The 26,054-nt window shown below is 67.1% G+C and carries 22 protein-coding genes; 16 read left to right on the forward strand and 6 right to left on the reverse strand.

All coding sequences use genetic code 11. The features are described 5' to 3' along the window. The first annotated feature begins 427 nt into the window (after positions 1–427). Both nadC and QZ588_RS08210 read left to right on the forward strand, forming a co-directional pair. Complete coding sequence (gene nadC / locus QZ588_RS08205) at positions 428–1,303, forward strand: carboxylating nicotinate-nucleotide diphosphorylase (RefSeq protein WP_295541620.1); 876 nt, start codon at positions 428–430, stop codon at positions 1,301–1,303. Between the two features lie 162 nt (positions 1,304–1,465). Continuing rightward, on the forward strand, positions 1,466–1,837 hold the full coding sequence (locus QZ588_RS08210) for a sulfur globule family protein (RefSeq protein ID WP_295541622.1): 372 nt from the start codon (positions 1,466–1,468) through the stop codon (positions 1,835–1,837). Positions 1,838–1,997: 160 nt separating this feature from the next. On the opposite strand, the gene QZ588_RS08215 is transcribed toward QZ588_RS08210, so the two are convergent. The 4 genes from QZ588_RS08215 to QZ588_RS08230 form a co-directional block, all read right to left on the reverse strand. After that, positions 1,998–3,212, reverse strand: a complete 1,215-nt coding sequence (locus tag QZ588_RS08215; protein WP_295541624.1) for a glycosyltransferase family 1 protein — start codon at positions 3,210–3,212, stop codon at positions 1,998–2,000. A gap of 35 nt (positions 3,213–3,247) precedes the next feature. Further along, a complete protein-coding gene (locus QZ588_RS08220) occupies positions 3,248–4,075 on the reverse strand; it encodes a 1-acyl-sn-glycerol-3-phosphate acyltransferase (RefSeq protein ID WP_295541626.1) in 828 nt (275 codons plus the stop codon). Continuing rightward, a complete protein-coding gene (locus tag QZ588_RS08225) occupies positions 4,072–4,845 on the reverse strand; it encodes a GNAT family N-acyltransferase (protein ID WP_295541628.1) in 774 nt (257 codons plus the stop codon). The genes QZ588_RS08220 and QZ588_RS08225 overlap by 4 nt, the downstream gene beginning before the upstream one ends. A 129-nt stretch (positions 4,846–4,974) precedes the next feature. After that, on the reverse strand, positions 4,975–5,640 hold the full coding sequence (locus tag QZ588_RS08230) for an HAD family phosphatase (RefSeq protein ID WP_295541630.1): 666 nt from the start codon (positions 5,638–5,640) through the stop codon (positions 4,975–4,977). Between the two features lie 108 nt (positions 5,641–5,748). On the opposite strand from QZ588_RS08230, the gene QZ588_RS08235 reads away from it, so the two are divergent. Beyond that, positions 5,749–6,384, forward strand: coding sequence for an RNA pyrophosphohydrolase (locus QZ588_RS08235; RefSeq protein ID WP_295541632.1), 636 nt, complete (start codon positions 5,749–5,751; stop codon positions 6,382–6,384). Positions 6,385–6,434: 50 nt separating this feature from the next. Then, positions 6,435–8,696, forward strand: coding sequence for a phosphoenolpyruvate--protein phosphotransferase (gene ptsP / locus QZ588_RS08240; protein ID WP_295541634.1), 2,262 nt, complete (start codon positions 6,435–6,437; stop codon positions 8,694–8,696). 128 nt (positions 8,697–8,824) lie between these two features. On the opposite strand, the gene hemE is transcribed toward ptsP, so the two are convergent. Beyond that, on the reverse strand, positions 8,825–9,895 hold the full coding sequence (hemE, locus tag QZ588_RS08245) for a uroporphyrinogen decarboxylase (RefSeq protein WP_295541636.1): 1,071 nt from the start codon (positions 9,893–9,895) through the stop codon (positions 8,825–8,827). Positions 9,896–10,389: 494 nt separating this feature from the next. On the opposite strand from hemE, the gene uvrD reads away from it, so the two are divergent. From uvrD to QZ588_RS08280, 7 genes are all read left to right on the forward strand, one after another. Continuing rightward, positions 10,390–12,573 carry a DNA helicase II gene (gene uvrD / locus QZ588_RS08250; protein WP_295541638.1) on the forward strand — a complete coding sequence of 728 codons (2,184 nt, stop codon included), beginning with the start codon at positions 10,390–10,392 and terminating at the stop codon, positions 12,571–12,573. A 32-nt stretch (positions 12,574–12,605) separates the two neighbouring features. Beyond that, on the forward strand, positions 12,606–13,685 hold the full coding sequence (locus QZ588_RS08255) for a TRAP transporter substrate-binding protein (protein ID WP_295541640.1): 1,080 nt from the start codon (positions 12,606–12,608) through the stop codon (positions 13,683–13,685). Next, positions 13,682–14,872, forward strand: a complete 1,191-nt coding sequence (gene hemW / locus QZ588_RS08260) for a radical SAM family heme chaperone HemW (RefSeq protein ID WP_295541641.1) — start codon at positions 13,682–13,684, stop codon at positions 14,870–14,872. Before QZ588_RS08255 ends, hemW begins: the two co-directional genes overlap by 4 nt. A 182-nt stretch (positions 14,873–15,054) precedes the next feature. Beyond that, positions 15,055–15,255, forward strand: coding sequence for a 50S ribosomal protein L31 (gene rpmE / locus QZ588_RS08265; RefSeq protein ID WP_295541642.1), 201 nt, complete (start codon positions 15,055–15,057; stop codon positions 15,253–15,255). Between the two features lie 452 nt (positions 15,256–15,707). Beyond that, on the forward strand, positions 15,708–16,967 hold the full coding sequence (locus QZ588_RS08270) for a malic enzyme-like NAD(P)-binding protein (protein ID WP_295541643.1): 1,260 nt from the start codon (positions 15,708–15,710) through the stop codon (positions 16,965–16,967). Between the two features lie 122 nt (positions 16,968–17,089). Next, positions 17,090–18,019: a malate dehydrogenase gene (gene mdh, locus QZ588_RS08275; protein WP_295541645.1), complete on the forward strand. Its 930-nt coding sequence runs from the start codon at positions 17,090–17,092 to the stop codon at positions 18,017–18,019. 271 nt (positions 18,020–18,290) lie between these two features. Continuing rightward, the gene (locus QZ588_RS08280; RefSeq protein WP_295541647.1) at positions 18,291–19,586 is read left to right on the forward strand and encodes a citrate synthase; all 1,296 of its coding nucleotides are present in this window, start codon (positions 18,291–18,293) and stop codon (positions 19,584–19,586) included. Positions 19,587–19,838: 252 nt separating this feature from the next. Here the strand turns inward: QZ588_RS08280 and QZ588_RS08285 are convergent, their stop codons facing one another. After that, entirely contained in the window at positions 19,839–20,555 is a 717-nt protein-coding gene (locus QZ588_RS08285) for a hypothetical protein (RefSeq protein WP_295541648.1), read from the reverse strand. Between the two features lie 245 nt (positions 20,556–20,800). Here QZ588_RS08285 and QZ588_RS08290 point away from each other — a divergent pair, with 245 nt between their 5' ends. The 5 genes from QZ588_RS08290 to QZ588_RS08310 are packed head-to-tail and all read left to right on the forward strand — an operon-like array spanning position 20,801 to position 25,962. Further along, entirely contained in the window at positions 20,801–21,874 is a 1,074-nt protein-coding gene (locus tag QZ588_RS08290) for a pilus assembly protein PilM (RefSeq protein WP_295541649.1), read from the forward strand. A 1-nt stretch (position 21,875) separates the two neighbouring features. Further along, entirely contained in the window at positions 21,876–22,481 is a 606-nt protein-coding gene (locus QZ588_RS08295; RefSeq protein ID WP_295541650.1) for a PilN domain-containing protein, read from the forward strand. 36 nt (positions 22,482–22,517) lie between these two features. Further along, positions 22,518–23,129 (forward strand): type 4a pilus biogenesis protein PilO, encoded by a 612-nt coding sequence (locus QZ588_RS08300; protein WP_295541652.1) that lies wholly within the window; start codon positions 22,518–22,520, stop codon positions 23,127–23,129. Further along, a complete protein-coding gene (locus QZ588_RS08305; RefSeq protein ID WP_295541654.1) occupies positions 23,126–23,662 on the forward strand; it encodes a pilus assembly protein PilP in 537 nt (178 codons plus the stop codon). The genes QZ588_RS08300 and QZ588_RS08305 overlap by 4 nt, the downstream gene beginning before the upstream one ends. A 23-nt stretch (positions 23,663–23,685) precedes the next feature. Beyond that, positions 23,686–25,962, forward strand: coding sequence for a type IV pilus secretin PilQ (locus tag QZ588_RS08310; protein WP_295541656.1), 2,277 nt, complete (start codon positions 23,686–23,688; stop codon positions 25,960–25,962). Positions 25,963–26,054 lie beyond the last annotated feature (92 nt).

Here is a 26,054-nt window from a genome sequence, read left to right on the forward strand (position 1 = left end):
CGTGAATACGTCCCTGTAGGCTTCACGACAGCATCCCTGCTGTCGAGACCCCCGCCAGCCGCAACCCAGCCCGCAGAAAGCGAAAACCGAGATGCGACGGGTATAATAGACGACGGCGGCAGAAAGAGACCTCCCAGCCGTGGCGAGCGCCCGGTACGCGCGGCTCGAGAAACCCGGTCGGCGGCTCTCAGCCGAGGCGCGTTGCGGCGATGGCGCCGTCGCGGTACGGCGACGCCCGAATTCGTCTCCCGCACCCTGCTGCAGCTGTGCGCCGACGCGTCATCGTCGGTGAGCCTGGCTCAGACGTCTCTGGTCCCGACGCGGATGGCCTCGGCGGCAGGGGGCGCCCGCACCAACGGTAGCCCGCCGCCGCCGCACCGGCGGTCTCTGTCGCTTGCCAACGTCTTCAACCGCCGCAGGTTCCGTTATGTCTGTTGCGTCAGCACCCGCCGCACTTTCCGCCTGTCTGCCGCCCCTCGATCACATCCGTGCGCATGTGCAGCGCGCCCTCGATGAGGATGTTGGCAGCGGCGACCTCACCGCCGCCTTGTTGCCGGCGCACCAACGGGCCCGCGCGCAGGTGCTCACCCGCGAGCCGGCGGTGCTCTGCGGCCAAGCCTGGTTCGAGCAAAGCTTTCGGCTCATCGATGCCGGTGTCGCCGTGAAGTGGCTCGCCGGCGACGGCGACGCAGTGGCGTCCGGTGCGGGGTTGTGCGAGGTCGAAGGCCCGCTGCGCGCCCTGCTCACCGCAGAGCGCACGGCGCTCAATTATCTGCAAACGCTCTCCGGCACAGCCACCCGCGCGCGGCGCTACGCCGATGCGGTCGCTGGTCTGCCTGTGCGCATCCTCGACACCCGCAAGACCCTGCCGGGCCTGCGCCGCGAGCAGAAATACGCCGTCTGCTGCGGTGGTTGTCACAATCATCGGATGGGACTGTACGACGCGGTCCTGATCAAGGAGAACCACATCGCCGCGGCCGGCAGCATTGCTGCGGCGCTGGGGACGGCACGCCGGCGAGTACCGGCGGCGGTGCCGGTGGAGATCGAAGTGGAGTCCATCGACCAGCTGCGGGAGGCTTTGACCGCCGGAGTCGAGCGGGTGCTGCTGGATAATTTTTCCCCTGCCGATCTGCGCCGCGCGGTGGCGGTGAGCCGGGGACGGGCATGGCTCGAGGCGTCGGGTGGTGTCGCGCTGGATGAGCTGCGGGAGATCGCCGAAACCGGCGTGGATGCCATCTCCGTCGGTGATCTGACCAAGAGTGTGCAGGCGGTGGATCTGTCCATGCGCCTGCTGGATGCCTGACGGGTACCGCACGCCCTTCGGCGATCGATAGCCAAAGACTATCATTTGATGTGAGTCAATTAAAAATAAAAATTTCGTATTTTAGAAGATTCTAATATTATAGTGCTTGCTGTCGCAGACAACGCGCAGCGCTTGCTAACCCAGAATACGAGGAAACTACAGATGAAAAAGCTTGCTACCGCCGCCGCCATCGCCGCCCTGCTGGGCGTTTCCGCCTCCGCCAGTGCCTGGTGGGGTCCGGGCTGGGGTGGCCCGGGTTACGGCTCCGGCTGGGGCGACGGCGTCGGCGACATGTTCAGCGATATGTTCGGCGACGGCTACGGCGACTTCAACATGAGCATGTCCGGCGGCGGTCGTGGCTGGGGTCGGGGCCGCGGTTACGGCTATGGTCGCGGCTACGGCTACGGTCAGCCTTACTACGGCGGCTATGGCTATCCGTATGGCTATGGTTACCCCGGCTATGCCGCGCCTTACGGTGCCCCCTATGGCATGCCGGCGGCCCCCGCTGCGCCGAGCCAGCCCGAGGCGAAGTAAGGCGCGATCCACGCCGCTCCTGCACCCCGCAGAGCGGCGTCGGTATTGGATCTTGCGGCGGCAGGGATGCCGCTCCACCCCCCTGTCGTATCAAACCAGCCCGCTGGCGCCGCCCTTTCCCCGCCCCGGCCGCCGTGGGTACTGCCATGATCGCCTGATCTCAGACGCCGTTCCCCGATGGCGTCGGACCGGGGCGCCCGAGCACCGTTTCGGTGGCCGCCGGGCGCCGCTCGCGTACCACATCGAGGAGGCGTTCCTCGACGCTGGCGATGACTTGCGGCCAGCTCAGGGACTCTGCGGTTTGGCGTGCGGCCCTCCCCATGGCGCGCAGTTGTGCGGGCGCGGCGGCTGCCGTCAGTGCCTGGTCCATGAAGGCGGTCTCATCGCCGCAGGGTGTCAGTAGGCCGTTGGTGCCATGGCGGATATGCTCGTGTGCGGCGGCGTAGTCGAAGGCGCTCACGGTCAGCCCGCTCGCCATGGCTTCTGTGACCACGTTGCCGAAGGTCTCCGTCAGGCTGGGGAAGAGAAACAGATCGCCGCTCGCATAATGTGTGGCGAGCGCCTCGTCGGTGCGGGCACCGACGAACCGATAGCCCGGGTGGCTTCGGGCGAGGCGCGCGCGCCCGGGGCCGTCCCCCACGAGCACGCAGCGTATGTTGCCAATGCGTGCGGTCAGTGCGTCCATGGTGTCGAGGGCGAGGCCGATGTTCTTCTCGGCGGCGATGCGCCCCACGTAGAGGGCGACCACGTCGTCGGCGCCACAGCCCCATTCTCGGCGCAGTGCATGGCTGCGTCGGACGGGATCGAACAGCCCGGTGTCGACGCCACGGCTGAACAGATGAACGTTGCGAAAGCCGGCGTCCCGGAGCTGGCTGCGCAGCGCCGTCGTCGGCACGAGGGTGGCGTCGGAGCGATTGTGGAAGCTCTTCAACGTGTTGACGATGGGCTGGGTGAGCAGCCCCAGACCATAGTGGCGGCTGTATTGGTGAAACTGGGTATGGAAGCCAGTGATCACCGGAATGGAGGACTGTAATGCCGCCTGCAGCGCCGCATGGCCCAGCGGCCCCTGCGTGGCGACGTAGAGCACCTCCGGGCGTCGCCGCAGCCACAGCTGCCGCAAGCGCCAATACACCGGCAGGCCGAAGCGCAGGCCGCGATAGCCGGGGATCGGCAGGCCGGGTACCAGGAAGTGCCCGCGTGGTGGCCGGACTCCCCGGTCGGCGGCCTGGCGTGGGCGCACCAGCAACACGTGATGACCGCGTTCGGCGAGCCCGCCGACGAGCTGGCGCATGGTGTTGGCGACGCCATTGATTTCCGGAGGATAGGTCTCGGTGACGACGGCGATGCGCGTGCCGGGTTGCTTCGGGTTCGCCATGGGTGCACCGATGTTCCAGATCCGGGGGCAGAGGCTCAGGCGGCCTTCGCCGCAAGGGGGGTTGCCTGCGCTGTTGCCGCGTCGGTGCCGCGGCGGCGCCGTCGCAGCTCGTCATCGATGGCGGTGCGCGTGGCCTCCGCCAGCTCGCGGCGACTGCCCGTGGGGCTCAGCACCGGAGGCAGGAACGTCAGTGTCACCGACAACTGCGGATGCCTCAGGATGCGTCCGAGGTGTGCGATCAGGGTGTCATCGCCTACGAAGGGTGCCACCGTATCCGGTTTTGGGCCGCAGCCGTAGTGGATGGCCACGGGCTGGACCGGCATGCTGCTGGCATCGACAGCCGCGAACAGCCGTGCATGGAAGTGCAGCAGGGTGTGGCCGGTTCCGGTCGTGCCTTCCGGGAAGAGCGCAACACGCTCACCGGCCTGCAGCAGCAGGGCAATCTCCCGGGCGATGCTCGTCGCCCGATGGGCGCCGCGCGGCAGAAACAGCGTCCCGGCGAGCTCAGCGAGCCAGCCCACCAGCGGCCAGCGGCGCACGTCAGCTTTAGAGACGAAACGCATCGGTGCCGCGCCGCCGAGCACCGAGATGTCGAGCCAGGACACGTGATTGGCGGCGACGAGTGCGCCCGCAGCGGCGCTGCCCCGACAGCTCACGCTGAGCCCCAGGCAGTGGCATAGCCGGCGATGCCACCAGGCCACCAGCGCTGACAGCCAAGGCGGCGACGCATTGAGGCGATGCAGCAGCGCCACGCCGGCGCCGAGCATCGCCCCGGTGAGCAGGTGCTCGCCCAGGCGCAGTGCCCGCCAGATCGGGATCAGCCTCGGGATCAGCTTCAGCAGCAGGCGTTTCGCGCTGTTCAATGCTCGCTGACACGCTCGAGAAAATGGCGGGCGTAGGTCGCATTCAGCTCGCCGAGATCCAGCAGCATCAAGATGTCGCCCACGTTGAAATCGGGGTCGCGGCAGGCCTCACCGCAGGCGCGCGCACCCAAGCGCACATAAGCCTTCAGCAATGCCGGCAGCGGTGCGTCCAAAACGGCCTCAGGGACGTCGGTGCGCAGCAGTGGCAGCTTGGGTGTGACCCGGAGCCTCGGCGCTGCCATGGCCTGTCTGCGTATGCGATTCATGATCGCCGCCGCCTGTACGTCACCCTCACCCAGTGGCACCGATGCACAACCGAACAGGTAATCGATGTTGTGGAGCTGAATATAGCCTGCAATGCCCGACCAAAGCACGGCGATGGCGGCGCCCTGACGACAGTCGGCGGAGATGCAGGTGCGACCCACCTCCAAGAGCTTGCCGGGTAGTGCGGAGATGGCGCCCAGATCGAATTCGGTCTCCGCGTAAAAGCCTCCGGTCCGCCGGGCCGTCTCGCCATTCAAAAGTCGTGTACAGCCCACCACGGTGTCGGTGCGCGTGTCCCGCACCAACAAGTGGTGACAGTATGCATCGAACGCGTCGGCGTCGAGCGCCGTGGCGCCATGCTCATGTGTGAGCTTGGCGCCCAGTTCTTCGGCGAAGACACGATAACGCAACGCTTGCGCCTGGCGTACCGCCTGCGGCCCCGCCGCCAGTTCCACATACAGACGTGCGCCCCGTCGTACCGGGAGCGCGGACGCGTTGACCCCCATGAGCTCACCTCGCGCAACCATGGGACCCGCGGCTGAACCCTCGGGTCGAGGGCGTAACTTAGCCCACCGGTGTTGCGGCAGCGTGAGGAAACAATGACAGAAAGGTGAATGCCAGGGCGTGTCGCGGGCTCAGGTTGCTCCGCCATGTAGTGAGATCACCGGCCAGCCGTGCTGCTGGGCCGCGGCCGCCAACAACGGATCCGGGTCCACCGCCACCGGATGGTCGACGCGCTCCAGCAGCGGTAGATCATTGATGGAGTCGCTGTAGAAATGGCTGCCGACGAGGCTCGCGTCGTGCTCTGCGAGCCAGTTCACGAGCCTGCTGACCTTGCCCTCGCGAAAGGCTGGGGTGCCGGCGACACGGCCGGTGAAGCCAGCACCGTCGCGCTCTGGCTCCGTGGCGATGAGATGCGGGATACCGAAGCGCGCCACGATGGGGGCGGTCACAAAGGCATTGGTGGCCGTGATGACCAACAGGGTATCGCCGGCCGCGCGGTGGCGTGCCACCAAGTTCAGCGCCGGCTGGCGGATCAGCGGGGCGATGTGCTGCTCGACGAACTCCTGGCGCCAGCGCAGCAGCACCTCGGGCGGGTGCTCGCGCAGCGGGCGCAGCGCAAAGGCGAGAAAGGCGTCGATATCCAGGCGCCCGGCCTTGTAGTCGGCGTAGAAGCGGGCGTTGGCCGCCTCGTAGGCGTCGCCATCGACCACGCCGCGGGCCACCAGGTGCTGGCCCCAGAGGTAGTCCGAATCGCCGGCGAGCAGGGTGTTGTCGAGATCGAAGATGGCGAGTGGCATGCTGCAACGGGTCTCCGGACGGATGCTGCTCAAGGTAGCCGAAGACCGAAGCATCAGCAAAGACTGAAATACCAGTGGATTTGCCCGGTTGCCGGCGAGTGTGGAAAAATGCCGGTTGGCTCAACGAGGTACGCCACCTTGATCGACCCGGAAGGTTTTCGCCCCAACGTCGGTATTATTCTCAGCAACGAGCAGCGCCGACTGTTCTGGGGTCGGCGTATCGGCCAGAACGCCTGGCAGTTTCCACAGGGTGGCATCCGCGCCGACGAAACCCCCTTACAGGCCATGTATCGGGAGCTGGAAGAAGAGGTGGGCCTGTGCCCGCATCAAGTGACGGTGCTCGGCTGCACCCAAGGTTGGCTGCGCTATCGGCTGCCCCGGCGCTTCATTCGCCGGCGTTGCGGGCCCACCTGCATCGGCCAAAAGCAGATCTGGTTCATGCTACGCGTCGACTGCGGCGAAAACGCCTTCTGTCTCGATCGCTCCGAGAAACCGGAGTTCGATGCCTGGCGCTGGGTGCGCTATTGGCACCCACTGCGTGAGGTGGTGTACTTCAAGCGCCATGTCTACGCCCAGGCGCTGGAGGAACTGGCGCCTCTGCTCTATCCGGAGCATGCGCAACGGCCGGTGCGCCCCACCGAGCCCGGCGAGACCGACGGCGCACGACACGGCGAGTCCCCCAAGCCCGGGGGCCGGCACCGTGCACCGCAGATGGCCAGTCAGCTGCGCCAGCGCCGGCGCTGACGCCGCGCCCGTGCCAGGCGCAGGATCGCCGGCCGCGCAACACTCCGACTATGCTCACGACGCTGCGGCGCATCATCGAGGCGGTGGATCGGGCGCCAGCGCTGGATACGGCGCTGGCGATCGTGGTCTGCGAGGTGAGGCAGGCCATCGGCGCTGATGTCTGCTCCGTCTACCTCACCGACGGCGCCCGGCGCGAGCACGTCCTCATGGCCACCGACGGCCTGCCGCCGGCGGCGGTCGGTCGAGTACGCATCCCCCTGCATCGTGGGCTCGTCGGTCGCGCCGCCGAGCGGGCGGATATCGTCAACCTCGACGATGCGCATACCCATGCCTGCTATCTCACCGTCAATGATAGCGGCGAGGAGCCCTACCATGGGTTCCTCGGCGTGCCCATCATCCAGCATCGACGCGTGCTCGGCGTACTGGTGCTGCGTCGGCGGTCGGCGCGCCGCTTCGATGATGACGAGGTGACCTTTGTCGTCACCCTGGCGGTGCAGCTCGCCGCCGCCATCGCCCTGGCGCGTCGCGGCGGCGAGCTGGCGCAGCTCCAGCAGCCCGGGCTGCCGAACCATTTCCTGGGGGGCATCGCTGCGGCACCGGGGGTCGGCATTGGCACCGGATTCGTCGTGTATGCCCCCGCCGACCTCGATGCGGTGCCAGACAAGCCAGCCGCAAGCGTCGGCGCCGAAGTCGACGCCTTCCGCGCCGCCGTTGCGGGCGTCGCCACGGACATTGCCCGACTGGCGGAGCGCCTGAGCGGGACCCTGCGCGACGAGGACCAGGCATTGTTCGATGCCTGGCGCCTGATGCTGGAGAGCGAGAGCTTCGTCGCCGATACGATCCAGCGCATCCACGCCGGCAACTGGGCGCAGGGCGCGCTGCGGGCGACGGTCGCCGAGCTGCTGGCGGAGTTCGATCGCGTGGATGATCCCTATCTGCGCGAGCGCGGTGCGGACGTGCGCGACCTTGGTCGCCAAGTGTTGTTGCGCCTGCAGCAGGGCGCCGCGCCGCGGTCAGACTATCCGGCGCAGACCGTATTGGTTGGCGACGAGATCAGCGCCATGCAGATCGCCGCTGTCCCCCGGGCGGCGTTGGCGGGCATCGTCAGTCGCCGTGGCTCCGCATCTTCCCATGTGGCGATCCTGGCCCGCGGCATGGGCGTGCCGGCGGCCGTGGGCGTGCTGGAGCTGGCGGTGAACCGGCTCGAAGGCTGCGCCATGATCGTCGATGGCTACCGCGGCCGGGTCTATGTGCAGCCCTCCGCCGCCGTCGCCGCCGAGTACCGCCGGCTGGCGGTGGAAGAGCGGGCCTTCTCGGCGGAGCTCGAAGCCCTGCGCGGCCTGCCGTCCGAGACCACGGATGGCTTCGCGTTACCGTTGTACCTCAACACGGGGCTGGTGCTGGAGCAGCGCCCCCTCGGGATCGACGAGTCCGCGGGTGTCGGACTCTACCGCACCGAGCTGCCGTTTCTGGTGCGCGATCGCTTCCCCAGTGAAGAGACCCAGCGCGAGCATTATCGACAGGTCCTGGCAACCTTCGCGCCGCGGCCGGTGACGATCCGCACCCTGGACGTGGGCGGCGACAAGCCTCTGCCCTATTTTCCGGTGGCTGAAGGCAATCCGTTTCTCGGCTGGCGCGGCATTCGCATCACCGGGGATCATCCGGAGATCTTCATGACGCAGGTACGGGCCATGCTGCGCGCGGCGGTGGGCCTGGACAATCTGCAGATCCTGCTGCCGATGATCACCCACGTGGACGAGCTGGACGACGCCCTGGCCTCGATCCAGCGTGTCTGCGATGAGCTCCAGGAAGAGGGTCACGCCGTGCGCCTGCCGCCGGTGGGGGCGATGATCGAGGTGCCCGCGGCCGTCTATCAGGCGGACGCGCTGGCGCAGCGAGTGTCCTTTTTGTCCGTGGGCACCAACGATCTGACCCAGTATCTGCTGGCCGTGGACCGCAACAACGCCCGTGTCGCCGCGCTCTACGATGAGTTTCATCCCGCGGTGCTGCGGGCGTTGATGCAGGTGGCGGCTGCTGCCCGCGCCTATGGCTGCGAGATGAGTGTCTGTGGCGAGCTGGCCGGCGATCCTCGGGCCACACCGCTGTTGTTGGGGCTTGGTGTGCACAGCCTGAGCATGGGCGCGGGCAGCCTGTTACGGGTCAAAGGCGTGGTGCGGAGCATCAGCCGGGCCCGCGCCCGTGAGCTATTGGGCCGTGCGCTGCGGTGCGAGCGCGGCGCTTGCGTACGGGCATTGTTGATGGACGCGCTGGAGGAGATCGGCCTGGGTGGTTTGGTGCGGCCCGGGCGCTGAGGTTGTGCCCGTCACGCCCGGGCGTTCGGTGCTTGCCGGCGGGCGCGTGGCCCTTGGGGGACGCCATGGCACCATCTCCGCCAGCCGCCGCCACGGATTGCTCGCGGTGTGAGCCGGACATTGCGGGATCAGGCGGTGGCGTGATACGGACGGCTCAGCCTGTGCACGGCCTCCACCATGGCTGCGGCGTGGTCCGGATTGGTGTCCGGATGGATGCCGTGGCCGAGATTGAACACATGGCCGTTGCCGGCACCATAACTGGCCAGCACCCGCCCCACTTCGCGCTCGATGCGCGTCGGCGACGCATACAGGGTGCAAGGGTCCAGGTTGCCTTGTAAGGCAACCTTGTCCTGCACCAGGCGGCGCGCGTCGGCGAGGTCGGTGGTCCAATCGACGCCGAGGGCATCGCAGCCGGTCTCTGCCAGGCGGTCGAGCCATTGACCGGCGCCCTTGGAGAACAGCACCACGGGCACGCGACGGCCGTCGGCTTCGCGCGTGAGGCCCTCGACGATGCGCTCCATGTATCGTAGAGAGAATTCGCGAAAGTCGCCGGGCGTGAGCACGCCACCCCAGGTATCGAAGACCATGGCCACCTGGGCGCCGGCGGCGATCTGGGCATTCAGGTACTGGGTGACGGCGTCCGCCACCTTGCCGAGCAGTGCGTGCATGAGGTCCGGACGGTCGAACATCATCGCCTTACTGAGCGCGAAGTGCTTGGTGGTGCCGCCCTCGATCATGTAGGTGGCCAGCGTCCAGGGGCTGCCGGAGAAGCCGATGAGCGGCACCCGGCCGGCGAGCTCGCGGCGGATCACGCGGACCGCGTCCATGACATAGCCCAGCTCGTCCTCCGGGTCTGGCACATGGATGCGCTCTACGTCGGCGGCGGTGCGCACGGGATGCTCGAAATGCGGCCCCTCGCCTTCGGCGAAATCGAGGCCGAGCCCCATGGCGTCCGGGATCGTCAGGATGTCGGAGAAGAGGATGGCGGCGTCCAGCGGGAAGCGCTCCAGGGGCTGGATGGTCACCTCGCAGGCGAGTTCCGAGTTGCGGCACAGATCCATGAAGCTCCCGGCTTGTGCCCGGGTCTTGCGGTATTCCGGCAGATAGCGCCCGGCCTGGCGCATCATCCACACAGGGGTGTAATCGACGGGTTCGCGCAGCAGGGTGCGCAGCAGGGTGTCGTTCTTGAGCTCGCTCACAGGGCAGGATTCCGGGCTTTGGTGGTGTCGAGACGGTGGACGCGCGCCGCAGCTTGGGCGCTCTCCTGGCAGGGCGGGACGCCCCGGCGTGCGTTCGTGGCGCCTGTTGGGCCCTCGCGGCGACGCGGGCGCGAGCACCGGATGGGCAGCACCCGATGCTGGCGGATCGGGTCCGGCCGGGACAGCCGGCCCACATCGCCACCGCGGGCGCGCCCGCAGCATACTACAGGCCCCCTGACAGCGAGCAATGCGCTCGGGCGCCGGGGGGCCAAGCGTGTGCTGCCGCCGGGCTGCATTGGGCAGCACACGCGGTATACCCGGCGGATGTCAATGTCCGGCGCAGGCGTCTGCGGGCCAGGTTGCAGCTGGCGGGGGACGCCGTGAATACGTCCTTGTAGGCTTCACGACAGCATCCCTGCTGTCGAGATTCCCGCCAGCCGCAACCCAGCCCACAGAAAGCGAAAACCGAGATGCGACGGGTATACAATGGCGCGATGGATGACGTCTCTTCGATTCTCGACGCCTTGAACGAGGCCCAGCGCACCGCCGTTGCCGCCGGCGCCGGCAACCGGTTGGTGCTCGCCGGCGCCGGCTCCGGCAAGACACGGGTGTTGGTGCACCGTATCACCTGGCTGATCCAGGTGGAGCAGGTGCCGCCCTTCGCGCTGCTGGCGGTGACCTTCACCAACAAGGCCGCGCGGGAGATGCGCCAGCGCATCGAGGGCCTGCTGGCCCAGCCCATCGGCGCCATGTGGGTGGGAACCTTCCACGGGCTGGCGCATCGGTTCCTGCGCGCCCATTGGCAGGACGCCCGGCTGCCGCAGCAGTTCCAGATCCTGGACGCCGATGATCAATACCGCCTGGTGCGGCGGCTCCTGAAGGAGCTGGCGCTGGATGAGGCACGCTGGCCGCCGCGGCAGGTGCAGGGCTTCATCAATCGCCACAAGGACGAGGGTCGCCGCGCCCAGAACATCGATGCCGGCGGCGACTTCTACCAGCATCAGATGATCGACATCTACCGCCATTACCAGGACGCCTGTGAGCGTGCCGGGGTGGTGGACTTCGCCGAGCTGCTGCTGCGCGCGCATGAGGTGCTGCGGGACCGCCCGGACATCCTGCACCACTACCGCGAGCGCTTCCGGCACATTCTGGTGGACGAGTTCCAGGACACCAACGCCATTCAGTACGCCTGGCTGCGACTGCTGGCGGGGGAGCGCGACAACCTGTTCCTGGTGGGGGACGATGATCAGTCCATCTACGGCTGGCGTGGCGCCAAGGTGGAGCATATCCAGCGCTTCCAGCGGGACTATCCCAACACCGAGGTCGTGCGCCTGGAGCAAAACTACCGCTCCACCGGCAACATCCTGGGCGCCGCCAACGCGCTTATCGCCAACAATCCGAGCCGGCTCGGCAAGCACCTCTGGACCGAGGACGGCGCCGGCGAGCTCATCCGTCGCTATGCCGCCTTCAACGAGGTGGACGAGGCGCGCTTCGTCGTCGAGCGTATCCGCCGCTACTGCGTGGACGAGGGCATGGCCCGGGGCGAGTGCGCCATCCTCTACCGCACCACCGCCCAGTCCCGGTTGTTCGAAGAAGCGCTGATTCAGGCCGGCATTCCCTACCGTGTCTATGGCGGCCAGCGCTTTTTCGAGCGCGCCGAGATCAAGGACGCCCTCGCCTATCTGCGCCTGCTGGTGAACGTCCACGATGACGGCGCCTTCGAGCGTGTGGTGAATCTGCCACCCCGGGGCATTGGTCCGCGCACCCTCGACGTCCTGCGCGAGCAGGCCCGCGCCACCGGCGTCTCGCTATGGTCGGCGGCACAGCAGGTGGTGGGCGGCGGTGCACTGCCACCGCGCGCCCGCGGCGCCGTGCGCCGCTTTCTTGAACTGGTGGACGGCCTGCGCGCAAGGGCCGCTGGCGACGTCACGGCGGATGTCGAGCCGCCGACGGACCTGGCGGCGCTCACCGGCGCAGTGGTCGCCGCCGTCGGCCTGGCGGAGCATTACAAGAAGGAGCGCGACGGTCGCGGCGTGGAGCGTATCGAGAACCTGGAGCAGCTCGGCGAGGCCACCCGCCGCTTCGCGGCCGAAGCCGGCGACGACGAGGGCGATCTGCTCGGGAGCTTCCTCGCCCACGCGGCGCTGGAGGCCGGCGATGCCCAGGCGGATGACGCCCAGGACGCCGTGCAGCTCATGACCCTACACAGTGCCAAGGGGCTCGAATTCCCGGTGGTGTTCGTCACCGGCGTGGAGGAGGGGCTCTTCCCGCACAGCATGTCCGCGGACGACCCGGCCCGGCTCGAAGAGGAGCGCCGGCTCTGTTACGTGGGCATGACCCGTGCCATGCAGCGCCTCTATCTCACCCACGCCGAGAGCCGCCGTCTGCACGGCCGTGAGGAATACCCTCTGCCGTCGCGCTTCCTGCGGGAGGTGCCGGCGGCGCTGGTGGAAGAAGTCCGCGGCGGCGGCGTCGCCCGGCCAGTGGCTGACGCCGCCGCCGCGGTCAGCGACGGCGGTTTCCGTCTCGGTCAGCAGGTGGTGCATCCGAAGTTCGGCCCGGGCGTGGTGCTGAGCACCGAGGGCTCCGGTGCCCAGGCCCGCATCCAGGTCAATTTCGAGTCCGTCGGTGCCAAATGGCTGGTGTTGGCCTACGCCCGGCTCGACGCGGTGGGCTGATTTCCATAAGACATCACGACGAGGAGCATGCCATGCAACGCCGCATCTTCATCGCCGGCGCCGCCGGTGTTACCGCCGTCGGCGCCACGCTGGCGACCCCCGGCGCCGGGGCCAAGCCCCAGCACCAATGGAAGATGGTGACCACCTGGCCAAAGAACTTCCCGGGCCTGGGGACGGGCGCCAACAAGCTCGCGGCGATCATCGGCGAGATGAGCGGCGGGCGTATCGAGGTGAAGGTGTTCGGTGCGGGCGAGCTGGTGCCCGCCTTCGAGGTGTTCGATGCCGTGTCCCGCGGCACCGCTGAGATGGGCCACGGCTCCGCCTACTACTGGAAGGGCAAAAGCGAGGCCGCGCAGTTCTTCTCCACCGTGCCCTTCGGCCTGACGGCGCAGGAAATGAACGGCTGGATGTACTACGGTGGCGGGCTGGAGCTTTGGCGCGAGCTCTATGCCGAGTTCGGCCTGGTGCCAGCACCCGCCGGCAACACCGGCGTGCAGATGGGTGGCTGGTTCAATAAGGAGATCAACGCCGTGGCCGATCTCAAAGGCCTGAAGATGCGCATTCCGGGTCTCGGCGGCGAGGTGCTGAAGCGCGCCGGCGGCACGCCGGTGAATCTGCCCGGCGGCGAGTTGTTCACATCGCTGCAATCCGGTGCCATCGATGCCACCGAGTGGGTGGGTCCCTACAATGATCTCGCCTTCGGTCTGTACAAGGCTGCCAAGTATTATTACTACCCGGGCTGGCACGAACCGGGTACGGTGCTGGAGGCGATGATCAACAAGCAGGCCTTCGATGGACTGCCCAAGGATCTGCAGGCGATTGTGCTGAATGCCTGCAAGGTGGTGAACCAGGATATGCTCGCCGAGTATACGGCGCGTAATCCGGCGGCCTTGCAGACGCTGCTCAACGAGCACGCCGTCGAGCTGCGCAAATACCCCGGCGACGTCCTCGACACGTTGCGCGCGCTCGCCGACGAAGTGGTGGCGGAAATCGCCGAGCAGGACGCCTTCTCCCGCAAAACCTTTGCCTCGTACCAGAAGTTCCTGAAACAGGCGAAGGTCTGGAGTGCCATCTCGGAGCTGACCTACCTGCAGGCGCGGGATCAGGCTTGAGCGCCGTCGACGGGCGGGCGCCGAGCGGCCGGCGCTGGTTTCCCGCTGGCGCGCCGCCTTTGGCCCTCTACGTCCACCTGCCCTGGTGTGTGCGCAAGTGTCCGTATTGCGACTTCAACTCCCACCGTGTCACTGGCCCGCTGCCAGAGGACGCCTACCTGGACGCCCTGTTCGCGGATCTCGATGGCCAGCGCGGGGCGGCGGTCACCGAGCGGGCGATCAGCTCGATTTTCATCGGCGGGGGCACACCGAGCCTGTTCTCCGGTGCCGCCATCGCTCGGCTGTTGGATGGCATTCGTGCCCGCTGCACGCTCAGCGCCGCCGCGGAGATCACCTTGGAGGCCAATCCGGGTGCCGTGGATGTTGGTCATTTTCGTGCCTACCGCGAGGCCGGCGTGAATCGGCTGTCCATCGGCGTGCAGTCACTGTCGGCGGTTCACCTGCAGGCGCTGGGGCGCATCCATGACCCGCAGCAGGCCCGCGCCGCCGTCGCCGCGGCACGCCTCGCCGGCTTCGAGAACATCAATCTGGACATGATGTTCGGGCTGCCGCTGCAGACCCTCACCGAGGCCCGCGCCGATCTGGATGCGCTCCTGGCGCTGGCGCCCGAGCACATCTCCTACTACCAGCTCACGCTGGAGCCGAACACGGCCTTCGCGCATGCGCCGCCGCCGGTGCCGGACCACGACAGCCTGGATGCGATGGCCGAGCAGGGCGCCGAGCATTTGGCGGCCGCCGGCTATGGGCGCTACGAGGTGTCGGCCTATGCCCGGGACGGACGCCGCTGCCGCCACAACCTCAACTACTGGCGCTTCGGTGACTATCTGGGCATCGGCGCCGGCGCCCATGGCAAGCTCACGGATGTGACCACGGGGACGGTGGAGCGGCGTAGCGGTAAGCGCTCGCCGACGGCTTACCTGGCGCGGCCGCAGCAGGCCGGCGGCCGTCGTCATCTCGACGACGCCGACCTGGTGCTCGAGTTCGCATTGAACGCACTGCGCCTGGTGGATGGGGTCGAAACGGCGCTGTTCACGGCTCGCACCGGGCTGCCGCCTGAGCGGCTGGCGGCGGCCCGTGCGCGGCTGACCCGGGCCGGTCTGCTGGCGCCGGCGCCCGAGCGGCTCGCGGCGACGGCGCTGGGGCAGCGCTTCCTGAACGACCTGGTGGCGGGCTTCGCCGGGGATTGACGCCAAGGCTCGCCGGGAGCTGTTGCAGCATTGCCGCAGCCGGCGTATCCTGCACGGTTTATCGCCGGCCGGACTTGTGGTGCGGTCGGTCATCATCGATTTTTGTCCGTGCCGCCTCTGCGTGCCGCCTCAGGCCACCGCGAGGGGCAACCATCAGGGCACAGAGCCCGGGGCGCAGAGCCATGAAAGCCGACATTCACCCAAACTATCAGGACATCAAGGTCGTGTGTAGCTGTGGCAACAGCTTCACCACCCGCTCCACCCACGGCGAAGAACTGCACGTCGAAGTCTGTTCTGCCTGCCATCCGTTCTACACCGGTAAGCAGAAGATTCTCGACACCGGCGGCCGTGTGGATAAGTTCCGGCGTCGTTACGGGCGCTGACGCGGCCGCATCCCCCCACCGGCGCCCCGAGCGCATACGGGTCCGGCACCTGAGCACCCGCCGGGCCTCCGTCGCAGGCGCCCACGCCACTCCCCCCGGTCTGTTTGCAACCGCGCATGCATGCGCATGCAGCAAACCCGCATCCCTGCATCGCGCTCAACGACGGCATCCCGAAGCACAGGCCGTGGCTATCCTGTCGGTGCCGCATGGCCGGCGCCCAACAGGGCGCGGGCAGTCGGGCTATCGGCCCCCGCAATAGTGCCAATTGTTGCGGCTACCTTGCGCTCCTGCGTCGATGGGGACATGCTTGCCCTTTGACCGTCAACATGGGGCGCTCAAGGTCGCGGTGCCGGCGTGACTCCGGGCCCGCGCCCGTCCCCTCGGCCACCCGAATCTGTGCGACCACGCGCCTCGCGCGGTCGCTTCGAGCCCCACCGACCTGAGACCCCGATATGTCGAACACCGAGCGCTTCGCCGATTCCGATGCCGACCTGAATCGGGCGGCTCTTGAATACCATGCCGAGCCCGTTCCGGGTAAAACGGCCATCGAGATCAAAAAGCCCGCCACGACCCAGCGCGATCTCTCACTGGCCTACACGCCGGGCGTCGCCGAGCCGGTGCGCCGTATCGCCGCCGAGCCGTCGGCGGCCTACCGCTATACCAACAAGGGCAATCTGGTGGCGGTCATCACCGATGGCAGTGCGGTGCTCGGTCTCGGTGGCGTCGGGCCCTTGGCGAGCAAGCCCGTCATGGAGGGCAAGGCGGTGCTGTTCAAGCACTTCGCGGATATCGACGTGTTCGACATCGAAGTGCACGCGCGCCATCCGCAGGAGTTCATCGAGACGGTCCGCCGTATCGCCCCCACCTTCGGCGGCATCAACCTCGAGGACATCGCCGCGCCGCATTGCTTCGAGATCGAGCAAATCCTCGTCGAGGAACTGGATATACCGGTGTTTCACGACGACCAGCACGGCACGGCGATCATCATCGCCGCCGGACTGTTGAATGCGCTGGCGCTGCAGGAGAAGCGCCTCGAGGATGCACGTATCGTCGTGCTCGGCGCCGGCGCCGCCGGCATCGCGTCCATCCGTTTGCTGATGACCCTGGGCGCACACCGCAACAACATCTTCGCCATCGACCGCCAGGGCGTGATCCACACCGGCCGTCGCGATCTCAATCCGTTCAAATTCGGCATCGCCGCGGACACCGACAAGCGCACCATGCGCGAGGCGCTGGACGGCGCCGACGTCTTCATCGGCGTCTCCGGGCCTGATCTGCTGCCGCCGGATATGCTCACGACCATGGCACCGCGGCCGATCGTGTTCGCGTTATCGAACCCGGTGCCGGAAATCCGCCCGGAGATCGCCTGGGGCGTGCGCGATGACCTGATCATGGCCACCGGCCGCTCGGATTATCCGAATCAGGTCAATAATGTACTGGGCTTCCCGTTCATTTTCCGCGGCGCCCTCGATGCCCGCGCCTCGCGCATCAACGAGGACATGCAGATCGCCGCCGTCCATGCCCTGAGGGATCTCGCCCACGAGCCTGTGCCGCAGTCCGTGCTGGATGCCTACGGCCTTGAGGCCCTCACGCACGGTCCGGAGTACATCATCCCCAAGCCCTTCGACCCAAGGCTGCGGGAGCGGGTGGCGCCGGCCGTGGCTGCGGCGGCCGTGGCGAGCGGCGTCGCACCGGCCAAGCCCGCCAACTGAGCGGCGTCCCGTGGCCCATGCCCGGGGTTGAGTGCTGGCGACCGGAGGGCGGCGCGTCCCGCGCCCATAACACCAACGCCCGACCCGCGGCGACTGTCGGGCCACCAACCGGAGGAGCTGCCGTGCAGAAAATCAGTATCGTTGGCGCCGGACGGGTCGGTGAGACCACCGCCCAGATCCTGGCCGAAGAAGAGCTCTGCCGCGAAATCGCGCTCTACGACGTGCGCGAGGACGTCCCCGAGGGTGTCGCGCTGGATATTTTTCAGACCGCGCCCTTCTTCGAGTTCGACTGCCGCCTCACCGGCAGCAACGACCCGGCCATCATGGCGGGCTCGGATCTCGTGGTGGTCACCGCGGGCTTTCCGCGCAAGCCCGGTATGTCGCGCTCGGATGTGCTGGCGGCGAACGTCAAGATCATCGACGAGGTCACCGACCACATCCTGGCGCATGCGCCGCACGCGCGCGTGCTGGTGGTGTCGAATCCCGTCGACACGCTCACTTATCGCATCGCGCAGCGCACCGGTTGGGCGCGCTCGCGGGTATTCGGGCAGGCGGGCGTGCTGGACGCCTCGCGCATGGCCGCTTTCATCGCCGAGGAGACCGGCTTCTCGGCACTGGACATCACCACCATCGTGCTCGGCGGCCACGGCGACACCATGGTGCCCATGCCGCGCTATTGCACCATCAACGGCGTGCCGGTGGGCCAGTTCATTGCGCCGCAGCGGCTCGAGGCCATCATCGAGCGCACCCGCAAGGGTGGCGCGGAGATCTTGGCGTTACGTAAGAACTCCAGCGCCTACGACGCGCCGGCGGCGGCGGTGGCGGCGATGGTGGACGCCATCAGCAACGACCGCAAACGGCTCATGCCCTGCGTGGCACTGCTGGAGGGCGAATACGGCGAGCGCGATATCGCCATGGGTGTGCCTTGTGTACTGGACGAGCGCGGTCTCGCGCGGGTGGTCGAGCTTGAGCTCGACGACCGCGAGCGCCGGGATTTCGCGCATTCGGTGGCGGCGGTGCGGGCGGATATCGAGCGCCTGGCGGCGCTCTGAGAGCGCCTCCCGACCGCCGCGCGGCATTCTTCCTGCATGGGGAGTTGCCGCAACCCAGACCGGTGAGCGGATGGTGGGCACAGTGGATCACCGGGCGTCGCCCTTGCCACCATGGGTATTCCCGGCTTTCCCGTAGGCCTTCCGTGCCCCTTCCCGGTCTGCTTTGACATCAATTGGCACCATAGCAGTGCAAATCGGTGCGACCGCGGTGCCAAAGCTGTGAGAGGGCTGGGCGGCGCACGCAATCACTCCGCAGCCAGGAGTTATGTCCATGTCCGATAAGAGCGTCACGATCACCAACAACGCGGACGGCAGCCACCACGAGTTTGCACTGCGGGAGGGCACCCTCGGGCCGCCGGCCGTAGACATCTCGTCCCTGTACCGCGACGCCGGCTTCTTCACCTACGACCCGGGCTTCATGGCCACGGCCAGCTGCCATAGCGCCATTACCTACATCGATGGCGAGCGGGGCGTGCTCCTCTACCGCGGCTACCCCATCGAGCAGCTCGCGACCAAGGCGAGCTTCCTGGAGGTGGCCTACCTGCTGCTCTACTCGGAACTGCCCAATGAGCAGGAGCTGGTGGAATTCGAGCGGGTGATCACGACCCACACCATGCTCAACGAGAACCTGAAGAACTTCCTCGACGGGTTCCACTACGACGCACATCCCATGGCCATCCTCTGCGGCGTCGTCGGCTCCCTGTCGGCCTTCTATCATGAGTCCATCGACGTCAACGATCCGCATTACCGCGAAGTCTCGGCCCACCGTCTGATCGCCAAAGTGCCCACCATCGCCGCCGCCGCTTACAAACACAACATCGGCGAGCCCATCATGTATCCGCGCAACGATCTGCGGTATGGGGCGAACTTTCTGCACATGATGTTCGCCACACCCTGTGCGGACTACGAGCCGGAGCTGCTCGCCGAAAAGGCGATGAACCTGCTCTTCATCCTGCATGCGGACCACGAGCAGAACGCCAGCACCTCGACGGTGCGTCTTGCGGGCAGCTCCGGCGCCAACCCCTTCGCCTGCATCGCCGCCGGGATCGCCTCCCTGTGGGGTCCCGCCCACGGTGGTGCCAACGAAGCGGTACTGGATATGCTGCAACAGATCGGTGACGTGTCCAACGTGCCCAAGTACATCGATAAGGCGAAGGACAAGGATGATCCATTCCGGCTGATGGGCTTCGGCCACCGCGTCTACAAGAACTACGACCCGCGCGCCAAGATCATTCGCGAGGTCTGTCATCAGGTGCTGGAGGAGATGCCCGGCGCCAACAGCCCGCTGTTCGAGCTGGCGCTCAAGCTGGAGGAGATCGCGCTGCACGATGAGTATTTCGTCGAGCGCAAGCTCTATCCGAACGTCGATTTCTACTCCGGCATCATCTACAGCGCCCTCGGCATCCCCCGCAACATGTTCACGGTGATGTTTGCGCTGGCCCGCACCGTCGGCTGGGTCTCCCACTGGATGGAGATGATGAGCGACCCGGCCAATCGCATCGGCCGCCCGCGGCAGATCTACTGCGGACCGCAGCCGCGCGACTACGTCCCGATCTCCAAGCGCTGAGCCCCGGTCACCGCCGGCCGTCGAGCGGCGCCGGGGACGTGCGGGAGGATGACCCGCCCCGGCGCGTCGACGCTCGTGTGGTGCAGGCGCCCTCCGCACGGCTGGACGGGTCGTGCGGCGCGATCAGCTTCGACGTCTCAGGCTGGCGGCGCATGGGAACAGGCGTTGGCTGCCTCGGCGTTGTCCGGGCCGAGACGCCGCGCCACGCGCAAGCGTATCCCGCGGCGGCGACCGACCTGAGCAGCGGCTCGCTCAAGAGGCCCTGATGACGGCCTCGCATGCTGCGCCATCGGCCAGCAGGGCGGCCAGCTCGTCGGCATCGATGCCGCGCTCCGGGCGTTCCGAGATCGGATCCAGCGGGGGCTGGCGGCGCGCCCGCCAAGGCAGTACCTGCAAGTGCACCGGAATGTCGCCGGCGACGAAGGCGAACACCGGACAGGTCTCCACGCTGCCGCTGGCGTAGCGCTGTACGGTCTCGCGCTCCTGCCACGGGATACGCCTGTCCATCAGTGCCATCAACACCTCTTCGGGGCTGTCCGCGAACAGGCGAAGCTCAACACCGTGCTCGCGCGTGGCGGTGCCGCGCAGGGCTGACCCAACCAGACGCGGGCGGAAGTCGGCAAATTCGCGCATGGCGCTCAGGGCGTGCCGACGCAGGTCGATGAGACTGCGGGCACGCTCATCGGGCTCGAACAGTTGCTGCTGCTCCAGCAGGGCATTGTTGATCTCGGCGTTATCCGGCCAGCAGCGCTTGTCGGTGATACCGAGTCGTGCCGCCGCCTTGCGCCGCGCGCGGTCGAGACCGCTGGGATCGTGCTCGACGAGGATGCGCGCCGCCTCATAGGCGAGCCGGCGGCGCTGGTCCTGGCAGCGATGACGGCCGCCGCCCGATTCCGCGGTGCTGTGGCGACGCTTATGGCGCCGCGCGGTGGCCGCCGTGGCGGCCTTGGATCCCGATCGCCTGGGCATAGAAGTCTTGCTCGGATAGCGCCACGCGGTTCCATGATATACCCGTCGCAGCTGGGCGTTCGGTTTTTGCAGCCCGGATGGCGGTTCACCTTACCCTGATTTTTCAGGGTATTAAGTTCCAGGTGTCGGCGCAGTATGCTGTGGTGTACAGCGGTGCCGACCAAGGGGCATCGGCTTGGGCCGGGATAGCCGCTCGGTGGCTGCCGCTCGGGTATGGATGGGCTGGATCTAGCGTAACGACGCAGATGTTCGGTTTTGCTCGCAAGCAAGCCTCACTTCTCGGCGTGGACATCGGCTCCACGGCGGTGAAGCTCATCGAGCTATCCCGGGGCGTTGGTCCCGCGGCGCAGCGCTATGGCGTGAAGGCCTTCACCCTCGAGCCGTTACCCGCGAACGCCGTCGTGGAAAGAAAGGTGGTCGACGTCGACGCCGTCGGGCGAGCGGTCCGGCGTGCGGTGGCGAAGAGCGGCACCAAGACCAAGCGCGTCGCCTGCGCGCTGGCGGACTCGGCGGTCATCACCAAGGTCATCGCCGTGGCGGCGTCCCTCTCGGATGCCGACATGGAGGCCCAGGTCCAGTTGGAGGCGGACCAGTCAATCCCCTTCCCGCTGGAAGAGGTCAACATCGACTTCGATCTCATCGGACCATCGGCGAATCATCCGGACACGGTAGATGTGTTGCTGGCGGCCTCTCGCCGGGAGAACGTTGATGATCGGGTGGCTGTGCTGAAGCTGGCTGGGCTGAGCGCTGCGATTGTCGATGTCGAGGCCCATGCCATGGAGAACGCCTGCGCACTGTTGCTCGGTCGCGGCGGCGACGGGCAACAGGACCAGACCGTTGCGGTAGCCGATGTCGGTGCGACCACCATGACCCTGCATGTCCTGCGCGGCGGTCAGGTCGTCTACACGCGTGAGCAGAATTTCGGCGGTAACCAACTGTTGGACGCGCTCGAGCGTCGTTATCAGCTCGCCCGCTCGCAGGCGCTGGAGCGCTTGCAAAATCAGCGACTGCCGGAAAGCTTCACTCCCGATGTGCTGCGACCGTTCGAAGATGCGGTGGCGCAGCAGATTGCCCGCGCCCTCCAGTTCTTTTATTCGGCGAGCACCCATCACCGCACCGATCGGGTGCTGCTCTGTGGCGGTGGCGCGCGCCTCGAGAAGATCGACGACTTGGTGGCCGAGCGCCTCGGCGTGCCGGTCTCGGTGGCCGACCCGGTTGCGCCGATGGCCGTGGGCCCGGGCGTCGATCCCGGCGCCCTGGCTCGGGCTGCGCCGTCCATGATGGTTGCCACGGGTCTGGCGTTACGGGCATTCGACTGACATGGCGCGGATCAATCTGCTTCCCTGGCGTGAAGCGCAGCGCCGGCATCGGCAACGCGGTTTCCTGCTCGCCACGGGCGCTGCGCTGGTCGCGGTGCTGCTCGTAGGCCTGGGCGTGCGGGTGCAGCTCGAGCGCATGATCGCTGCTCAGCAGTCCCGTAACCAATTGTTGGAACAGGAGATAGCCCAGCTCAGCCAGCGCATTCAGGTCATCGAGCGACTGGCCGCGCGCAAGCGCGATCTGCTGGCCCGCATGGCTGTGATCCAACGCTTGCAAGCGAGTCGGCCGATGGTGGTTCACCTCTTCGACGAGTTGGTGACGACCCTTCCCGATGGCGTCTTTCTGACCGCCGTCAGCCAGCGCGACGATCGGGTCGAGGTCGAGGGGCGCGCCCGGTCCAATGCACGCGTGTCGGCCTTCATGCGCAACATCGATGCCAGTCGCTGGATCGCGGGCGCCAAGCTGCTCGTCATCGAAACCGAAGACCAGACGGGCACCGGCCTCAGCCATTTTCGGCTCAGCTTCAAACAACAGCCCCCCGACCACGATGCGACGCAAGCCGAACGCCCCGGGCTGCGGACATCGGCGCGGACCACGGCGGGTTGAGTCGCCGCACAGGTCCAAGGTTGCGGTAGACAAGGCATGCAGCTCAGCGATCTTGCAGACCTGGAGCTCAACAATATCGGCGCCTGGCCGACCCTCCCGAAGGTCATGGTGGCGCTACTGCTCTGCGCGGGCATGGGCTGGGCTTGGCACACCTTCATCATACGGGACCAGCTCGCGCACCTGGCGCGGCTGGAGCAGCGGGAGCGCACGTTGCGCGCGAGCTTCGAGGACACACAACAGCAGGCCGCAAGCCTGGAAGACTATGAGCGCCAGCTCGCCGAGATGGAACAGTCCTTCGGCGCCATGGTACGCCAGCTGCCGGATCGCACCGAAGTGGCCGGGCTCCTGGTGGACGTCTCCGACACCGGGTTGGCCGCCGGGCTGGAATTCGAGCTGTTCGAGCCCGCCAGCGAGCAATTCGAGGATTTTTATGCAGAACTACCCATCCGCATACGGGTGACAGGTCGGTATCACCAATTCGGGCGCTTTATCAGCGGGCTCGCAGCCCTGCCGCGCATCGCCACCATTCATGATGTGCAGATCGCCGCCGCGGATGAGCGCCGTGGTGGTGCCGCTGCCGGGGGCGTCCTCAGCATGGAGGCCACGGTCAAGACTTATCGCTACCTTGAGGAGGGCGGGGGCCAATGATTGGTGCCGGCGGGCCCTCTGGCGTCGTCGTGCTGCTCGGTCTGACAGTCGTGCTCGCGGGCTGTGGAGCGCCCGACGACGCTGCGCTCGAGGCCTACGTCGCGGCGATCAACGCGCGTGTGCCGGAGCCGCTGGAGCCCGTTCCTGAGGTGGTGCAGGTGAAAGACTTTGTGTACGATCCCGGTGGCCGGCGTGATCCCTTCGAGCGCGACGAGCACACAGCCCAAGCGGCGGTACCTCCGCAGCCCGAGGGCGTGGCGCCCGACCCGTCGCGCCGGCGCGAGGCGCTGGAGCGGTTTGCGTTGGAGGCCCTGCGGATGGTGGGCACATTGGAGCTCAACGACACCCGCTGGGGACTCATCGTGACGCCGGAGGGCCTGCTGCACCGCGTGCGCGTCGGCAACTACCTGGGTCAGAACAATGGTCAGATCATGCGCATCACCCCCGCAGCCATCTCGCTGACGGAAATCGTCGGCGAAGGGTCGGATGGCTGGCGTGAGCGCCAGGCCAGCCTCTCCCTCGGGGAGCCATAACCACGGCAGAGGTCACGCGCACCATGTCTGCGACAACCGGCTCCAAGGCGCTCGCCTGCGCTGCTGACCACATCCAGGAGCGTGGCTCGCGCCGCCGACGGTGGTTGCTGGCCGCACTGGGCTTGCTGCTCGCCCTGTGCTGGATGGCCCCGATGGCAGCTCCGATGGCAGCGCCGGTCCTGCAGGATGTGCAGTTCGCGTCCTTACCCGGCGACCAGGTGGAGATCGCGCTCGTCTTCTCCGCTCGCGCACCGACGCCGGAGGACTTTGTCACGGCAAATCCCGCACGGATTGTCATCGATTTCCCCGGGGCGAGCAGCGCGCTCACGCGCAGGTCCATCCCCATCGGTCTGGGCGATGCCCAAACCGTGGTCGCCATCGAGGCGGGTGACCGCACGCGCGTGGTCATCAATCTGAGCAAAGCCGTCCCCTACGCGCTGAATGCCCAGGATAACCGTGTCACCGTGTCACTGGATCCGGATCGGCCGGCGCCCCTGCCCGACCCGATGCGACCCGCCGGCATCCCCGAGCCCCGCCGCCCGGCACCTCAGCCGCAGGTCCCGCAGGGCATGATCGAGGCGATCGACTTTCGCCGCGGTGTCGACGGTGAGGGACGTGTGCTGATCACGCTGCCGTCTGCCGACACCCAGGTGAGCGTGCGGCGGGAAGGTCGGCGCGTCGTCGCAGAGATTACCAACACCGGGCTGCCACAACGGTTGTTGCGGCGTCTCGATGTCGTTGATTTCGCAACGCCGGTGACAGCGGTGGAATCGCGCAGCATCGGCGCTGATGTGCGCGTGGATGTGGAAGCCGCCGAGCAGTACGAGTACCTCGGATACCGGACCGGCAGGCTTTTCACGCTCGAATTCCGCGCCCTGAATCCCGCCGAGAAGGCGCAGCGCGAGCGCGAGCAGATCGTCTACGCGGGGGAGCGATTGTCGCTCAATTTCCAGGACATCGAGGTGCGGGCGGTCTTACAGCTGCTCGCGGACGTCACCGGTCTGAATCTGGTGGCCAGTGATACGGTGCGCGGCAATGTCACGCTCCGACTCAAGAATATCCCCTGGGATCAAGCGCTCGACATCATCCTCAAGATCAAGGGGCTGTCCATGCGTCGGGCAGGCAATGTCATCATGGTGGCGCCGACGCAGGAGATCGCCGCCCAGGAAAAACTGGAGCTGGAATCGCAGCAGCAAATTCAGGAGCTTGCGCGGCTGCGCTCGGAGTTCATCCAGGTGAATTATGCCAAGGCCGCAGATGTCGCTGCACTGCTCAAGTCCGAGGATAACAATCTGCTCACGCCCGAGCGCGGCAGCGTCACCGTCGATGCCCGCACCAATACGCTGCTGGTGCGAGACACGGCGGCCCGGCTGGAAGAAGTCCGTCGGCTCGTGAACCGTCTGGATGTGCCCGTGCGGCAGGTGATGATCGAAACGCGGGTGGTGATCGCCAACGATGACTTCGCCCGCGACCTCGGTGTGCGCTTCGGACTCTCGACGTCCATGGGCGATGACCAGCGCAACGAGCTTCTGATCGCCGGCGGCCGGCCGGGATATGCGCCGAGTGCAGACTACGACGCCGGACCGTTCTTCGGCAGCGCGACGCAAGAAGGCGAGACCATTACGGGTGATCCGACGGGCCAGCGTGCGCGCTTCAATTCCATCGTCGAGCTCCCCGACGGCGGCGGACTGCCGTCGCTGATGGTCAACCTGCCTGCCAACGCCAACCCTTCCGGCGCCTTCAACTTCATGCTCGGCAAGGTGGGCTCGCATCTGATCCAGCTGGAGCTCTCCGCCATGCAGCGTGAAGGACGCGGCGAAGTGGTGTCCTCGCCGCGAGTGGTCACCTCCGATCAGAGCGAGGCCGTGATCAAGGTCGGCACCGAGATCCCTTACCAGGAACAAACCGGCGGTGCCAGCGGCGGCACCGCGGTGGCATTCAAGGAGGCGGTGCTGAAGTTGGAGGTGACCCCGCACATCACCCCGGATGATCGCGTCATCATGGATCTGGAGGTCAACAAAGATCAGCCGGACTTCTCGAGCACGGTGTTGGGCGTGCCGCCGGTGGATACCCGGTCGGTGAGCACCTCGGTGCTCGTCGACAACGGTGAGACCGTGGTGCTGGGCGGCGTCTACGAGCGCGATAAGACCTACGCCAAAGAACAGGTGCCGTGGCTGGGCAATCTGCCCGTGCTCGGACGGTTGTTCAAAAACGAGCAGCGGCAGGCCAACAAGAGCGAGCTGTTGATCTTCGTCACCCCCAAGGTGTTGCAGGATGAGCTCTCCACACCCTGGGACTAGAGGCACGACGTCGGCCGGGTGGAGGCGGCGGTGATGCCCACACCCGTGCCTGATGGACGCTGTGTTGCTTGCCGGACACCCTTGCCCGCAGC

This window comes from uncultured Thiohalocapsa sp. (genome assembly GCF_913062725.1).
Taxonomy (GTDB): domain Bacteria; phylum Pseudomonadota; class Gammaproteobacteria; order Chromatiales; family Chromatiaceae; genus Thiohalocapsa.